This is a genomic window from Streptomyces sp. BBFR51, from assembly GCF_044591655.1.
Taxonomy (GTDB): Bacteria; Actinomycetota; Actinomycetes; order Streptomycetales; family Streptomycetaceae; genus Streptomyces.
Map to the genome: position 1 here is coordinate 1,598,834 of NZ_CP172448.1, position 13,953 is coordinate 1,612,786.

Consider the following 13,953-nt stretch of genomic DNA (forward strand, 5'->3'; position numbering starts at 1 on the left):
TTTGCGTGACGGGGTGAAAAAAGGGGTGCTGAGACTTACAGGTGGGCGTAGACGTCGTCCAGGGAGATGCCGCGGGCGACCATCATCACCTGGACGTGGTACAGCAGCTGCGAGATCTCCTCGGCGGCGGCGTCCTTGCCCTCGTACTCGGCGGCCATCCAGACCTCCGCGGCCTCCTCGACGACCTTCTTGCCGATGGCATGGACGCCCTTGTCGACCAGTTCGGCGGTGCGGGAGGTGGCGGGATCGCCGTCGGCTGCCTTGTGCTGGAGCTCGGTGAACAGCTCCTCGAAAGTCTTCTTGGACATGGTGGGCCCCACTTTACGCGTGTGCCGGACGGCCTAGCGCCACGGTTCGGATACTGAGCGGAGCGTGGCCGCCGTGGCGACGGCCGCCGTCACCGCCTCGTGCCCCTTGTCCTCGCTGGAGCCCTCGATGCCGGCCCGGTCAAGGGCCTGCTCCTCGGTGTCGCAGGTGAGGACGCCGAAGCCGATGGGGACGCCGGTCTCGACGGACACCTGGACCAGGCCCTGGGTGACGCCCTGGCACACGTAGTCGAAGTGGGGGGTGCCGCCGCGGATGACGACACCGAGGGCGACGATCGCGTCGTAGCCGCGGCCCGCGAGGACCTTGGCGACCACCGGCAGCTCGAAGCTGCCGGGGACCCGGAGCAGGGTCGGCTCGTCGATGCCCAGTTCGCGCAGGGCGCGCAGGGCGCCGTCCACCAGTCCGTCCATCACCTTCTCGTGCCACTGCGACGCGATCACGGCGACCCTGAGGTCCCCGACGTTGCGTACGGACAGTTCCGGTGCACCCTTGCCGCTCACGTGTCTCCTTGCGTCTCTTGCTTACTGGTTGCCGCAGGTGGACACGGGGGTCGTGTCCAGCCAGGGCAGGTCGTGGCCCATCCGGTCCCGCTTGGTGCGCAGGTAGCGGAGGTTGTGCTCACCGGCCTGGACGGGCATCGGCTCGCGCCCGGTGACCTCGATGCCGTGCCGGACCAGGGCGTCGCTCTTGTCCGGGTTGTTGGTCATCAGGCGTACGGCGCGCACGCCGAGGTCCTGGAGGATCTGGGCGCCGGCGCCGTAGTCGCGGGCGTCGGCGGGCAGGCCGAGTTCCAGGTTGGCGTCGAGGGTGTCCCGGCCGCGCTCCTGGAGTTCGTAGGCGCGCAGCTTGGACATCAGGCCGATGCCGCGCCCCTCGTGGCCGCGCAGGTAGACGACCACGCCCCGGCCCTCGGCCTGGATGCGGTCCAGGGAGGCGTCGAGCTGGGGGCCGCAGTCGCAGCGCTGGGAGCCGAAGACGTCGCCGGTGAGGCACTCGGAGTGGATGCGGACCAGCACGTCCCCGCCGTCGCCGATCTCGCCGTGCACGAGGGCGATGTGCTCGACGCCGTCGACCGTGGAGCGGTAGCCGTACGCCGTGAACTCGCCGTGCCTCGTGGGCAGTCGGACCTCGGCCTCGCGGCGGACGGTGGGCTCCTCGCTGCGCCGGTAGGCGATGAGGTCCTCGATGGAGATGATCGTCAGGCCGTGCTTGCGGGCGAACGGGATCAGCTCGGGCAGCCGCAGCATGCGCCCGTCCTCGCCGGCGATCTCCACGATGGCCCCGGCCGGGCGCAGCCCCGCGAGGCGGGCGAGGTCCACGGCCGCCTCGGTGTGGCCGTCGCGCACGAGCACGCCGCCGGAGCGGGCGCGCAGCGGGAAGACGTGCCCGGGGCGGACCAGGTCGGTGGGTTCGGCGGTGCCGCTCGCCAGGAGCTGGAGGGTGGTGGCGCGGTCCGAGGCGGAGATGCCGGTGCTGACGCCGTGTGCGGCGGTGGCGTCCACGGAGACGGTGAAGGCGGTCTTCATCGACTCGGTGTTGTCGTCGACCATCTGCGGGAGCCGGAGCCGGTCCAGTTCCCCGGCCTCCATGGGGGCGCAGATCAGGCCGCGGCACTCGCTCATCATGAAGGCGACGATCTCCTCGGTCGCCTTCTCGGCGGCGACGACGAGGTCGCCCTCGTTCTCGCGGTCCTCGTCGTCCACGACGACGACCGGGCGGCCGGCGGCGATGTCCGCGATCGCCTGTTCGACGGGGTCGAGCGAGAGGTCGTCGATGCCGTCGGGGCTGTAGAGGATGGGTGCCGTGCTCATGCGGGCGCTCCTTCCGGGAGGGGGCGGGCCGCGTTGCGCGAGCGCAGCCACCAGTCGCGCAGGCCCCACAGGACGAGCGCGCCGTAGAGGACGTAGACGAAGCCGGAGAAGGCGAAGCCGTTGGCGAAGTTCAGCGGGACGCCGACGAGGTCGACCAGCAGCCAGGCGAACCAGAACTCGACCATGCCGCGTGCCTGGGCGTACATGGCGACGACGGTGCCGACGAAGATGTACGCGTCCGGCCAGGGGTCCCACGACAGGGTGGGGTAGGCGGTGAAGAGGGCACCCACCGCGAGGGTGCCGAGGGCGGCCGCGGCGGCCAGCGCGCCGCGCTCGCGCCAGGTGGCGAACCGTACGGCGACGGAGCCGTCCTGCGACTGCTGCCGGCCGCGGTTCCACTGCCAGAAGCCCCAGGCGGCGACGACCATGACGACGATCTGTTTGCCGGCGCTGCCGGAGAGGTGGGCGGTGGCGAAGGCCGCGAAGAGGACGAGCCCGGAGGCGAACTGCACGGGCCAGGTCCAGATCGAGCGCCGCCAGCCGAGGGCGAGGCCGAGCAGACCGATCACGTTGCCGATCATGTCCGACCACTTGATGTGCTGGTCGAAGAGCGTGAACGCCTCGGAATTGAGCCAGTTCACCTGGTGCCCCCCGGTGCGGTGAGCAGCCGCTCGACGTACTTGGCGATGATGTCCACCTCGAGGTTGACCGGGTCGCCGGGCTGCTTGATGCCCAGCGTGGTCAGGGCGAGGGTGGTGGGGATGAGGCTGACGGTGAAGAAGTCGGGCCCGGCGTCGACGACGGTGAGGCTGATGCCGTCGACGGTGATGGAGCCCTTCTCCACGACGTAGCGGGCGAGGTCGGCGGGCAGGGAGATCCTGACGATCTCCCAGTGCTCGGAGGGCTCGCGCTCCAGGATCTCGCCGGTGCCGTCGACGTGGCCCTGCACGATGTGGCCGCCAAGACGGGCGCCGACGGCGGTGGGGCGCTCCAGGTTGACGCGGGAGCCGACGGCGAGGGCGCCCAGGCTGGAGCGGTTGAGGGTCTCGGCCATCACGTCGGCGGTGAACTCTTCGCCCTCGTGGTCGACGACCGTGAGGCAGACGCCGTTGACGGCGATGGAGTCGCCGTGCCGGGCCCCTTCGGTGACGGCGGGGCCGCGCAGGCGGAAGCGACAGGCGTCGTCGAGGGTCTCGACGGCGGTGATCTCGCCCAGCTCTTCGACGATTCCGGTGAACACTTCCCGGGTCCTCCTGCCTCTTCGGGCACGGACTCCGGGGCTGTCTGGAACGACAGACGTCGCGAGCGAGAACACCGGGAGCGACGCCGGACGGGCCCGCCCGTGACGGGCGCGCCCAGAGATCGGCGGCGCGCACGTGTGCTCGCCCGCCGCGCACTGCCTCCCATCCGGACTTTAACCGTCGGTCCAGGAATTTCACCTGGTCAACCGGCCGCTGGAAGCGACCGGGTCGCGGACTGTAACCGCCGGTTCGGACTTTCACCGACCCCGGAGTGCGCTGCTTCTGGTACAGGGCCAGTGTGCCACGACTGATCGCCGTCCATGCGGACAGAGCGTGTGGGGTGGCTCACAGAACGCTCCTCCGGGCGGGCGGGGCGTGATGCGACTTCCCCAACTGGGCGGCCGTGGAGCCGCCTTGAGATTGGTCCATACCTATTGACTCACTGGTCTAGTCCTCTCTAGGGTCTGCGCAACTTCCGTGGAGAGGAACCGACTGTGCCTTCCCCCTCACGCTCCAGAACCCGTCGCAGATCCGGTCCCGCGCTGCTCGCGGCGGCCGCCGCCGTCGCGGGCCTGATGCTCGCCGGTCTCCCGGCGACCGCGTCGCAGGCCGCCGACCAGGAGTCCTGTCGACCCGACGGTCTCTACGAGACGCCCGGCGTCGATGTTCCCTACTGCTCGGTGTACGACTCCGAGGGCCGGGAGAAGATGGGCGCCGACCATCCGCGCCGGGTGATCGGGTACTTCACGAGCTGGCGCACGGGCAAGGACGGCAAGCCGGCCTACCTGGCCTCGGACATCCCGTGGGACAAGATCACCCACATCAACTACGCCTTCGCGCACGTGGACGGCGCGAACAAGCTCTCCGTCGGCCCGGACGGTGCGAAGAACCCCGCGACCGGCATGACGTGGCCGGGGGTCGAGGGCGCCGAGATGGACCCGGACCTCCCCTACAAGGGCCACTTCAACCTGCTGGGCAAGTTCAAGAAGCAGCACCCGGACGTCAAGACCATGATCTCGGTGGGCGGCTGGGCCGAGACGGGCGGCTACTTCGCGGACGACGGCTCGCGGGTGGACTCGGGCGGCTTCTACTCGATGGCCACCAACGCCGACGGCTCGGTCAACCAGGCCGGCATCGAGACCTTCGCGGACTCGGCGGTCGACTTCGTGCGGAAGTACGGCTTCAACGGCGTCGACATCGACTACGAGTACCCGACGACGATGAAGGACGCTGGCAACCCGCTCGACTGGTCCTTCGCGAACGGCCGCCGGGCCGGCCTGGTCAAGGGCTACGCGGCGCTGATGAAGACGCTGCGCGAGAGGCTCGACCGCGCGGGCGCCGCGGACGGCCGGCACTACCTGCTCTCCGTCGCCGCTCCGTCCTCGGGGTATTTGCTGCGCGGCATGGAGACCTTCCAGGTCCAGAAGTACCTGGACTACGTCAACATCATGTCGTACGACCTGCACGGCGCCTGGAACGAGTACGTCGGCCCGAACGCCTCGCTCTTCGACGACGGCAAGGACGCCGAACTGGCCGCCGCGGGCGTGTACTCCAGCTCCCAGTACGGCGGGGTCGGCTACCTCAACACCGACTGGGCCTACCACTACTTCCGCGGCTCGATGCCGGCCGGACGCGTCAACATCGGGCTGCCGTACTACACGCGGGGCTTCAAGAACGTCACGGGCGGCACCGACGGGCTCTGGGGCAGGGCTCCCTCCTCTGACTGCCCGGCGGGCTCGGGCCTGACCAAGTGCGGCGACGGCGCGGTCGGCATCGACAACCTGTGGCACGACCTCGACACCGACGGCGAGGAGTCGCCCGCGGGCTCCAACCCGATGTGGCACGCCAAGAACCTGGAGAAGGGCATCGTCGGCGACTACGTCACCGACTACGGCTTCCCGGCCGACACGAAACTGACCGGGACCTACCAGCGCAAGTACGACGCCACGCTGGTCGCGCCCTGGCTGTGGAACGCCGAGAAGAAGGTCTTCCTGTCCACCGAGGACGAGCAGTCGGTCCAGGCCAAGGCGGATTACGTGGCCGACCGCGGCATCGGCGGCACGATGATCTGGGAGCTGGCCGGCGACTACGCCTGGGACGCGGACAAGGGCCAGTACGTGCCGGGTTCGACGCTCACCGACACGCTGTACGAGACGTTCAGGACCGCCTCCCCCTACGGCGCGAAGCGCGCCACGACCGACATGCCGGCCGAGGCGCTCGACGTCGACGTGGAGTTCGGGCAGTTCCCGCTCGGCGACTCCAACTACCCGATCAGCCCCAAGCTGAAGATCACCAACAACACGGGCACGGCGCTGCCCGGCGGCACGGAGTTCCGGTTCGACTACGCGACCTCCGCGCCCGGCAACGCCAAGGACCAGTCCGGCTGGGGCACTTCGGTGATCCGCAGCGACCACACGGGCAGCAACGTGGGCGGACTCAAGGGCGACTACCACCGGGTCTCGCTGAAGCTGCCGGCCTGGCAGTCGCTGGCACCGGGCGCCTCCACCACGGTGGACCTCGTGTACTACCTGCCGGTGTCGACGCCGTCGAACTGGACGGTGACGTTCGGCGGGAAGACGTACGCCCTGGCGGGCGACCTCGCCCGGGGCACGACCGTGGTGGATCCGGGGACCCCCACGCCGACGCCCACGGGCACCCAGTCGCCGGGCCCCGATCCGAGCCCGAGCCCGACGGGCGGCACCGGGCAGTGCGCCGTCCCGGCCTGGGACGCGGCCACGGCGTACGGCGGCGGCACCACGGTGTCCCACCAGGGGCACACGTGGAAGTCCAAGTGGTGGACGAAGGGCGAGGAGCCCGGGACCACCGGTGAATGGGGCGTCTGGCAGGACCTCGGCGCCTGCTGAGTCCCACCAAGAACGGGCCCGGCGGCGGTGACGAAGGCCCTTGCCCGCCGCCGGGCCGCCAGGCCGCACCCTGCCCGACTCTGGCAGGGTGCGGCCATGACCACCGCGACCACCCCGGGCGCCGACGAGTTCGAACGGCACCGCCCCCGGCTGTTCTCGCTCGCCTACCGCATGCTGGGCTCCGCCGACGAGGCCGAGGACACGGTCCAGGACGCCTATCTGCGCTTCACGGCGGCCGACCGGACGGGGATCGAGCATCCGGCGGCCTGGCTGGCCAAGGTCGTCACGAACCTCTGTCTGACCCGGCTCACCTCCGCGCGCGCCCGCCGCGAGCGCTACGTCGGCACCTGGCTGCCGGAGCCGGTCGTCACCGCGGACGGCACGCTGGGCCCGCTCGAGTCGGCCGAGCAGCGCGACGCCGTGTCCACGGCGCTGCTCCTGCTGCTGGAGCGGCTCACGCCGACGGAGAGGGCGGTGTACGTGCTGCGGGAGGCGTTCGCGTACGGGTACCGCGAGATCGCCGGGGCCTTGGACCTGGGCGAGCCCACTGCCGTCAGCTGTACCGGAGGGCGGTGCGGCGGGTGGGTGAGCCGGGGTCCCGGTTCGAGCCCGCGCCGGAGCGCCGGGAACGGCTGGTCGCCTCGTTCCTCACCGCGGCGCGCGAGGGCGACCTGGCCGGTCTGGAGAAGCTGCTCGCCGAGGACGTGACCTGGTGGAGCGACGGCGGCGGCAGGGTCTCCGCGGCCCGTCGTCCCATCGAGGGCCGGGACAAGGTGCTGCGCTTCCTGACGGGCGGAATGCAGCGTTTCGCGGCGGGATGGGAGTTCACCGTCGCCGAGGTCAACGGCATGCCCGCGCTGCTCGCCCGGTCGGACGACGTGCTCACCGGCGTACTGTCGTTCGACCTGCGCGGCGACGTGATCAGCGAGCTGCGGGCCGTGATGAACCCGGACAAACTGGGATTCGTAGGCCGTCAGCTCGCGCGGCCGTGAGATTTCCGCCCGGGCACTGTCACATTTCGCGGGCGCCGCACGGTCCCAGCTGACGACAGGGCGCTCCACCCGGGAGCTCCCGCGTCCGGACAGGGGCTGAACACATGACCACGATTTTGGTGACCGGCGGCACCGGCACGCTCGGCCGGCTCGTCACCGAAAGGCTGCGCGCCGGCGGGCACGAGGTGCGGGTGCTGAGCCGGCACAGCGAGCCGTACGCCGTCGACCTGCGCCAGGGCGGCATCGTCCTGGACACGGCGCTGGCCGGCGTGGACACGGTCGTGCACTGCGCGACCACGCAGCGCGGCGGTGACGAGCGGTCGGCCGCGAACCTGATCGCGGCGGCGCGACGGGCCGGGGTGGCACACCTGGTCTACATCTCGATCGTCGGCGTCGACCGGGTGCCGCTCGGCTACTACCGGTCCAAGTTCGCCGTCGAGAAGCTGGTGGAGGAGTCGGGGCTCGGGTGGACGGTGCTGCGGGCGACCCAGTTCCACGACCTGGTGGTGCAGGTGCTCCAGACCCTGGCCAAGGTGCCGGTCGTGGTGCTGCCGGCCCATGCCGCCGACCAGCCGGTGGAGGTGGCGGAGGTCGCGGACCGGCTCGCCGAACTGGCCGTCGGCGAGCCCGCCGGGCGGGTCCCCGACCTGGGCGGTCCCGAGGTACGCACCTTCGAGTCGCTGGCCCGTGCCTATCTGGGCGCGACGGGACGCCGGCGGGCCGTGGTGAACGTGCCGCTCGCGGGGAAGACTTACCGCGCGTTCCGCGAGGGCGGGCATCTCGCGCCCGAGCACGCGGTCGGCAAGGGGACGTTCGAGGAGTACCTGACGGTGCGGTACGGCGGCGGGGTGGACGGGCGGCGCGGATGAGCAGACGGACGTGGCTGCGGGCGGGACTGGGACTGCTCGCGGCCGGCCAGGTGGTGCTGGGGCTGTGGATCCTGCTGCTGCCCGAGCTGTTCTGGAAGTGGCGCTGGGTGTCGCACCTGCCGCCCTACAACGAGCATCTGCTCCGGGACTTCGGCGGGGCGAGCCTCGCCCTCGCCGTGGTGCTGTGCGCGGCGGTGGCGGCGATGGAACGGCGGCTGGTGCTGACGGCACTCGTGGCCTACCTGGTGTCCTCCGTCGCCCACCTCCTGTTCCACGCCAGTCATCTGGATCCCCTGTCGGCGGCCAGCGGCGCGGGCTTCATGGCACTGCTGGGGGCGGCGGTGCTGCTGCCGGCCGTACTGGTGTGGCTGGCGGCCGACGGGACGGCCTTCCGGGAGCACGACCCGACCGCGCGGCAACCGTCCGCCTGACCGACAACGCCCCGCACCCGGACAGCGCCGGCGCACAACCGGGCACTCCGCCGGGTACGCCTCCGGGTGCGCCGCGGGCTATCGCTCGGGCGGGGCGAACAGTTCGTCCTGGGCGCGGTCGCGGGCGGTCAGCAGGGCGCCGCGCAGTACGGCGCCGCCGCCCAGGGTGCTGGGGCGCACCTCGGTGGCCAGCGGGGACATCCGGGTGAGGCGGTGCTGGACGCGGTCGGCGAGGGCGTCGCCGCCGGCCCGGCCGATCTCGCCGGCGAGCACCAGGCAGCCGGGGTCGAGGACGGAGACGACGGCGGCGGCACCGAGGACGATCCGGTCGGCGAGGGCGTCGAGGAACCGCTGGGCGCCCGGGTCGCCGCCGGGCCCCGACCGGTGGACCGCCTCCCGGACCAGCGCGGCCGCGTGCGGCTCGGGGCCGGCCGGGGACGCCGTCACCCCGTGCTCCGCCGCGAGGGCGGTCACCGCGGCCGCCCCGGCGACGGAGTGGAAGCCGCCGTCGCAGTCGGTGGCCGAGGGCAGGCCCGAGGTGCCCGGCACCGGCATGAAGCCGATCTCGCCCGCGCCGCCGGAGACGCCCCGGCGCAGCGTGCCGTCGAGGACGACGGCGGCGCCGATGCCGAGACCGAGCCACAGCAGGACGAAGGTGTCCCGGTCCCGGGCCGCCCCGTCGCGCTGCTCGGCCAGGGCGGCGAGGTTGGTCTCGTTCTCGACGCCGACCCGCGCGTCGGGGAACTTCTCCTTCAGCGCGACCATCAGCCGGCGGTGCCACGCGGGCAGCCCGGAGGAGTCGCGGAGTTCGCCGCTGGCCGGGTCGATCAGGCCGGGCGCGCCGATGCCGACCGTGTGCAGCCGGTCGGCGCCGGCCTCCTTCGCCGCACGCTCGACCAGGCTCACCGACTGCTCCACCGCGGGACCGGTGCCGCTGTGGTCGTCGATCGGCACGGAGGCCTCGGCCAGCACCCTGCCGAGCAGGTCGGAGACCAGCACGGCGACGCCCTCGGTGCGGACGTCGAGGGCGGCGAGGTAGGCGCGCCCGGCGACGATGCCGTACAGCTTGGCGTTCGGGCCGCGGCGCTGCTCGCCGGACTCCCCCACCACCTCGATCAGGCCGGCCACGGCGAGGCGTTCGACGAGGTCGGCCACGGTGGGCCGGGACAGGCCGGTCAGTTTCTTCAACTGCCCTGCCGTCAACGGGCCCTCCCGCTGGAGCAGATGAAGGGCGAGCCGGTCGTTGATGGCCCGGGCGGTGCTCGGGGATGCGGGCATGCCGGGATCCTTCCAGATCGGCGGCGCGGGGGCCCACGCCGGTAATCCACTATCTATCAGGCAGGGTCCCTGATAGTTTACGCCGCGCAGTGCGAAGACGGAGGGGTGGATCATGAGCAAAGGGACCTACGGGCAAAGCGAGGTGAAGCGCGCCCGGTACGCCGTCGCGGCCGTGTTCGCCGTGCACGGCTCCGTCACCGGCTCGTTCGCGACCCGCGTGCCCTGGATCCAGGACCACGCCGGGGTGAGCGCGGGCCAGTTGGGGCTGGCGCTCGCCTTCCCGGCGCTCGGCGCGTCCCTGGCCATGCCGCTGGCCGGCAGCGTCACCCACCGCTTCGGCGCCCGTACCGCGCTGCGCGGTCTGCTGGCCCTGTGGACGCTGGCGCTGACCCTGCCCTCCCTCGCCCCGAACCTGCTCACCCTGTGCCTCGCCCTGTTCGTCTACGGCGCCACCGCGGGCATGTCGGACGTGGCGATGAACGCGCTCGGCGTCGAGATCGAGAACCGTCTCGACAAGTCGATCATGTCCGGGCTGCACGGGCTGTGGAGCACCGGCGCCCTGATCGGTTCGGCGGCCGGCACGCTCGCCGCCCACCTGGGCGCGGACGCCCGGACGCACCACGCCCTGGCCGCCGCCGTGCTGACCGTGGCGGGCCTGGTCGCCTGCACCTGGGTGCTGGACCTCCAGCCCGCCGAGGACGAGGACCCGCCGCCGCGTTTCGCGCTGCCGCCCAGGTCGGCGCTGCTGATCGGCGCGGTCGGGTTCTGCGCGGTGTTCGCGGAGGGCGCGAGCCTGGACTGGTCGGCGGTCTATCTGCGCGACGAGATGGCGACCTCGGCGGGACTGGCGGCGGCGTGCACGACGGGCTTCACCCTCACCATGGCGGTGGCCCGGCTCGCCGGCGACAAGGTGGTGGACCGGTTCGGCGCGGTGCGCACGGTCCGGGTGAGCGGTGTGCTGGCCGCGCTCGGCGGTCTGCTCGTCGTCGTCGGGGGCCATCCGGCGGTGGCGATGACCGGCTTCGCGCTGATGGGCCTCGGCATCGCCGTCGTCGTGCCCCTGTGCTTCGCCGCGGCCGGCCGCGCCGGCTCGAACCCGAGCCTGGCCATCGCGGGCGTCGCCACCATCACGTACACCTCGGGGCTGGTCGCGCCGAGCGCGATCGGCGGTCTGGCCCAGGCGACCAGCCTGGTGGTCTCGTTCGGCCTGGTGACTCTGCTGGCCTGCTGCCTGGTGGTGTTCGCGAAGGTGCTGCGCGTCGGGGACCGGGACCGCCCGAAGATCAGTGGGCCGGTCGCGGAAGTGCCCGACCGGCAGTCCTGAACGCGCCGCCTGCCGCGGGAAGGCGCTGGTCAGTGGGGGGCGTGGCAGGTGGGGGGTGTGGCACGTGGGGCGTGGGGCTACCCCCGACAATGGTCCGGACCGTCCTCACGTACAGAGAAAGCGAAACCTCACCATGGACCTCGGCGTGCGCTGGAAGCTGCACGGTGACGGGCGCACGCCCGCACCCGGAGCGGTGGTCCGCCCCGACGAACGACTCTCGTGGCCCCGCACGGCCGGGCTAGGCGCCCAGCACGTGGTGGCCATGTTCGGGGCGTCCTTCGTGGCTCCGGTCCTGATGGGCCTGGACCCCAACCTCGCGATCATGATGTCGGGCGTGGCGACCGTCATCTTCCTGGTCGCCACCCGCGGCCGGGTGCCCAGCTACCTCGGCTGCTCGCTCTCCTTCGTGGGCGTCGCCGCCGTGATCCGGGCGCAGGGCGGCACCAGCGCCACGGTGACCGGCGCGGTCCTCGTCGTCGGCGCCGCGCTGTTCCTGGTGGGGCTCGCCGTGCAGCGCTTCGGGGCGCGGATCATCCACGCCGCGATGCCGCCGATCGTCACCGGCGCGGTGGTGATGCTGATCGGCTTCAACCTGGCCCCGGTCACCGCGTCCACCTACTGGCCGCAGGACCAGTGGACGGCGCTGCTGGTGATGCTGTTCACGGGCCTGGCCGTGGTGTGCCTGCGCGGCTTCTGGTCCCGCATCGCGATCTTCCTGGGGCTGGTGTTCGGCTATGTCCTCTCCTGGGTCCTCGACCGGATCTTCGGGAAGATCCACTCGGTGGACGGCAGCGGCAAGCTCACCGACCACTGGCGGCTGGATTTCTCCGCCGTGGGGCAGGCCGACTGGATCGGGCTGCCGTCCTTCCACGGCCCGAGCTTCGAGTGGTCGGCGATCCTGGTCGCCCTGCCCGTCGTCATCGCGCTGATCGCGGAGAACGCCGGACACGTCAAGGCGGTCGGCGAGATGACCGGCGACAACCTCGACGACAGGCTCGGCACGGCGATCTCCGCCGACGGCGTCGGCTCGATGCTGTCCACCGCGGTCGGCGGCCCGCCCAACACCACGTACTCCGAGAACATCGGCGTGATGGCCGCGACCCGGGTCTACTCCACGGCCGCGTACTGGGCCGCCGCCGGCTTCGCCCTGCTCTTCGGCATCTGCCCGAAGTTCGGCGCGGTCGTGGCCGCGATCCCGGGCGGCGTGCTCGGCGGCATCACCGTCATCCTCTACGGCATGATCGGCCTGCTCGGCGCCCAGATCTGGATCAACGCCAAGGTGGACCTGCGCAACCCGCTGAACCTGGTACCGGCCGCCGCGGGCATCATCATCGGCGTCGGCAACGTCAGCATCGAGTTCACCGACACCTTCTCGCTCAGCGGCATCGCGCTCGGCACCCTGGTCGTCATCACCGGCTACCACGCGCTGCGGGCCTTCGCCCCGGCGCATCTCAAGACGCAGCAGCCGCTGCTGGACGAGGGCACGTCGTCGTACGACGCGAAGTCCGAAGGCGGCAGCGACGGAGGTGACGGAGGTGACGGGGCTCAGCGCGCCAAGTCGTAGGCGTACGACGGTGTGAACGTCCCCGGCTCCCCCTTGCAGCCGTCCGACTCCCCCGGCAGCTTGACCCACAGGTAGGCGTCGATGCGGCCCATGCCGGTGTTCAGGGTCGGAGCGCGGCCGATCCGGCGGCCGGCCGGGTCGCACCACTCGCCGTCGGGCGGGGCGCCGTTCCCGTTGCGGCTGGTGTCGATGACGGCGCCCAGGCCGGCCGGGCCGCCGAGGGCGTCGAGCACCGCACGGTCGTAGGCGACCTCGTCGGCGGTGGCGTGGAAGTTGGAGACGTTGCTGAAGACGCCGTCGGAGGAGTCGGCCGAGGCGGCCCCGGCCTGCTTCAGCCAGCCCGCCTGCTTGGCGGGCGCGTGCCAGCCGGAGTGGCCCGCGTCGAAGTAGACCCGGGCGTTCGGGTTGGCGTCCTTCATCACGCGTCCGGCGCGGGCCAGGGAGGCGAAGCGGTCGGCGCGCTCACCGGCGGACAGGCACTCGGACTGGGCGACCGAGTCGGGCTCCAGCACCACGACGACGTCGCCGGAGCCGAGCCCCGCGGCGAACCGGTCGATCCAGGCGTCGTAGGCGTCGAGGTCGGGGGCGCCGCCCTCGGAGTGGCCGCCGCAGTCGCGGTCGGGGATCACGTACGGGACGACGACCGGCACCCGGCCCTGGGCGGCGCCCGCGGAGGTGACGGCGCGGACCCGGGCGGTGATGGTGGCCGGCGTGTGGTCGGCGAACCACACGGCGGCGGGGTGGTCGGCGATCCGGGACGCGATCACGTCCTGGCGCGGGTCGCCGGGGTGGGCCCGGACCCAGTCGAGGACCTGGGACTCGGGATGCCGGTAGAGCCGGGTGGAGGCCGCCGTGGTCGGGGGCTTCTTCATCTGGGCGGTCTTCGTCGGCGCGGCGGTGCGGTCCGCCTTCTTCGCCGTCGGGGAGGGCGAGGCAGACGGCGACGGCGACGGCGAAGAAGACGCTGCCGGGGACGGCCTGCCGGGCAGGGAGTCCGTCAACGGCGAGCGCGTCACCTCCGGCCGGGCCTCGTCGGCACCGCGTCCCCCGTCGTCGCCGAACGCGGTCAGCATCCCGGTCGCGGTGCACACCGCGACGACGACGGACGCCGCCGCGACCATCGCGCCGCGGCCTGCGGTGCGCCTGCGCTCCGCCCTGCGGGCGGCCAGACGTCGGGCACGAAGGCCTGACACGTACGGTTCCCCCTCCCCCGCGCGGCGGGCGCGTTCCCCCGTTCTGGGGAAGCGTCGGG

Annotated in this window: 14 protein-coding genes and 1 riboswitch; of the genes, 7 read left to right on the plus strand and 7 right to left on the minus strand. The window is 72.2% G+C overall.

Annotation, left to right across the window (positions count from 1 at the left end; all coding sequences use genetic code 11):
* Positions 1-35 precede the first annotated feature (35 nt).
* The 5 genes from ACGH7X_RS07160 to ACGH7X_RS07180 are packed head-to-tail and all read right to left on the minus strand — an operon-like array spanning position 36 to position 3,378.
* Positions 36-308: a phosphoribosyl-ATP diphosphatase gene (locus ACGH7X_RS07160; RefSeq protein WP_385360043.1), complete on the minus strand. Its 273-nt coding sequence runs from the start codon at positions 306-308 to the stop codon at positions 36-38.
* A 33-nt stretch (positions 309-341) separates the two neighbouring features.
* A complete protein-coding gene (gene ribH / locus ACGH7X_RS07165; protein ID WP_399882732.1) occupies positions 342-827 on the minus strand; it encodes a 6,7-dimethyl-8-ribityllumazine synthase in 486 nt (161 codons plus the stop codon).
* A gap of 21 nt (positions 828-848) precedes the next feature.
* Entirely contained in the window at positions 849-2,138 is a 1,290-nt protein-coding gene (locus ACGH7X_RS07170; RefSeq protein ID WP_399882734.1) for a bifunctional 3,4-dihydroxy-2-butanone-4-phosphate synthase/GTP cyclohydrolase II, read from the minus strand.
* On the minus strand, positions 2,135-2,779 hold the full coding sequence (locus ACGH7X_RS07175; RefSeq protein WP_399882736.1) for a nicotinamide riboside transporter PnuC: 645 nt from the start codon (positions 2,777-2,779) through the stop codon (positions 2,135-2,137). The genes ACGH7X_RS07170 and ACGH7X_RS07175 overlap by 4 nt, the downstream gene beginning before the upstream one ends.
* Positions 2,776-3,378: a riboflavin synthase gene (locus ACGH7X_RS07180; protein ID WP_399882738.1), complete on the minus strand. Its 603-nt coding sequence runs from the start codon at positions 3,376-3,378 to the stop codon at positions 2,776-2,778. Before ACGH7X_RS07180 ends, ACGH7X_RS07175 begins: the two co-directional genes overlap by 4 nt.
* Before the next feature lie 149 nt (positions 3,379-3,527).
* Positions 3,528-3,658: riboswitch (FMN riboswitch) on the minus strand.
* Positions 3,659-3,873: 215 nt separating this feature from the next.
* On the opposite strand from ACGH7X_RS07180, the gene ACGH7X_RS07185 reads away from it, so the two are divergent.
* The 5 genes from ACGH7X_RS07185 (at position 3,874) to ACGH7X_RS07205 (ending at position 8,535) form a co-directional block, all read left to right on the plus strand.
* Entirely contained in the window at positions 3,874-6,243 is a 2,370-nt protein-coding gene (locus ACGH7X_RS07185; protein ID WP_399882740.1) for a chitinase C-terminal domain-containing protein, read from the plus strand.
* A 96-nt stretch (positions 6,244-6,339) separates the two neighbouring features.
* The gene (locus tag ACGH7X_RS07190; RefSeq protein ID WP_399882742.1) at positions 6,340-6,951 is read left to right on the plus strand and encodes a sigma-70 family RNA polymerase sigma factor; all 612 of its coding nucleotides are present in this window, start codon (positions 6,340-6,342) and stop codon (positions 6,949-6,951) included.
* Positions 6,948-7,235: a hypothetical protein gene (locus ACGH7X_RS07195; protein ID WP_399882744.1), complete on the plus strand. Its 288-nt coding sequence runs from the start codon at positions 6,948-6,950 to the stop codon at positions 7,233-7,235. Before ACGH7X_RS07190 ends, ACGH7X_RS07195 begins: the two co-directional genes overlap by 4 nt.
* A 104-nt stretch (positions 7,236-7,339) precedes the next feature.
* A complete protein-coding gene (locus tag ACGH7X_RS07200) occupies positions 7,340-8,104 on the plus strand; it encodes an SDR family oxidoreductase (protein WP_399882746.1) in 765 nt (254 codons plus the stop codon).
* Positions 8,101-8,535 carry a hypothetical protein gene (locus tag ACGH7X_RS07205; protein ID WP_399882748.1) on the plus strand — a complete coding sequence of 145 codons (435 nt, stop codon included), beginning with the start codon at positions 8,101-8,103 and terminating at the stop codon, positions 8,533-8,535. The genes ACGH7X_RS07200 and ACGH7X_RS07205 overlap by 4 nt, the downstream gene beginning before the upstream one ends.
* Positions 8,536-8,613: 78 nt before the next feature.
* Here the strand turns inward: ACGH7X_RS07205 and ACGH7X_RS07210 are convergent, their stop codons facing one another.
* Complete coding sequence (locus tag ACGH7X_RS07210) at positions 8,614-9,813, minus strand: ROK family transcriptional regulator (RefSeq protein WP_399882750.1); 1,200 nt, start codon at positions 9,811-9,813, stop codon at positions 8,614-8,616.
* 112 nt (positions 9,814-9,925) lie between these two features.
* Here ACGH7X_RS07210 and ACGH7X_RS07215 point away from each other — a divergent pair, with 112 nt between their 5' ends.
* Together ACGH7X_RS07215 and ACGH7X_RS07220 are read left to right on the plus strand one after the other, a co-directional pair.
* Positions 9,926-11,137 carry an MFS transporter gene (locus ACGH7X_RS07215; RefSeq protein WP_399882752.1) on the plus strand — a complete coding sequence of 404 codons (1,212 nt, stop codon included), beginning with the start codon at positions 9,926-9,928 and terminating at the stop codon, positions 11,135-11,137.
* Between the two features lie 133 nt (positions 11,138-11,270).
* The gene (locus tag ACGH7X_RS07220; RefSeq protein ID WP_399882754.1) at positions 11,271-12,701 is read left to right on the plus strand and encodes a uracil-xanthine permease family protein; all 1,431 of its coding nucleotides are present in this window, start codon (positions 11,271-11,273) and stop codon (positions 12,699-12,701) included.
* Here the strand turns inward: ACGH7X_RS07220 and ACGH7X_RS07225 are convergent.
* Positions 12,683-13,822 carry a glycoside hydrolase family 6 protein gene (locus ACGH7X_RS07225; protein ID WP_399896831.1) on the minus strand — a complete coding sequence of 380 codons (1,140 nt, stop codon included), beginning with the start codon at positions 13,820-13,822 and terminating at the stop codon, positions 12,683-12,685. The genes ACGH7X_RS07220 and ACGH7X_RS07225 overlap by 19 nt on opposite strands.
* Between the last annotated feature and the right edge of the window lie 131 nt (positions 13,823-13,953).

Excerpts from the sequence above, each read along its gene's own strand:
- ACGH7X_RS07160 (WP_385360043.1), bottom strand. The coding sequence starts at position 308 with ATGTCCAAGAAGACTTTCGAGGAGCTGTTCACCGAGCTCCAGCACAAG.
- ACGH7X_RS07170 (WP_399882734.1), bottom strand. The coding sequence starts at position 2,138 with ATGAGCACGGCACCCATCCTCTACAGCCCCGACGGCATCGACGACCTC.
- ACGH7X_RS07190 (WP_399882742.1), top strand. The coding sequence starts at position 6,340 with ATGACCACCGCGACCACCCCGGGCGCCGACGAGTTCGAACGGCACCGC.
- ACGH7X_RS07200 (WP_399882746.1), top strand. The coding sequence starts at position 7,340 with ATGACCACGATTTTGGTGACCGGCGGCACCGGCACGCTCGGCCGGCTC.
- ACGH7X_RS07205 (WP_399882748.1), top strand. The coding sequence starts at position 8,101 with ATGAGCAGACGGACGTGGCTGCGGGCGGGACTGGGACTGCTCGCGGCC.
- ACGH7X_RS07210 (WP_399882750.1), bottom strand. The coding sequence starts at position 9,813 with ATGCCCGCATCCCCGAGCACCGCCCGGGCCATCAACGACCGGCTCGCC.
- ACGH7X_RS07215 (WP_399882752.1), top strand. The coding sequence starts at position 9,926 with ATGAGCAAAGGGACCTACGGGCAAAGCGAGGTGAAGCGCGCCCGGTAC.
- ACGH7X_RS07220 (WP_399882754.1), top strand. The coding sequence starts at position 11,271 with ATGGACCTCGGCGTGCGCTGGAAGCTGCACGGTGACGGGCGCACGCCC.
- ACGH7X_RS07225 (WP_399896831.1), bottom strand. The coding sequence starts at position 13,822 with ATGGTCGCGGCGGCGTCCGTCGTCGTCGCGGTGTGCACCGCGACCGGG.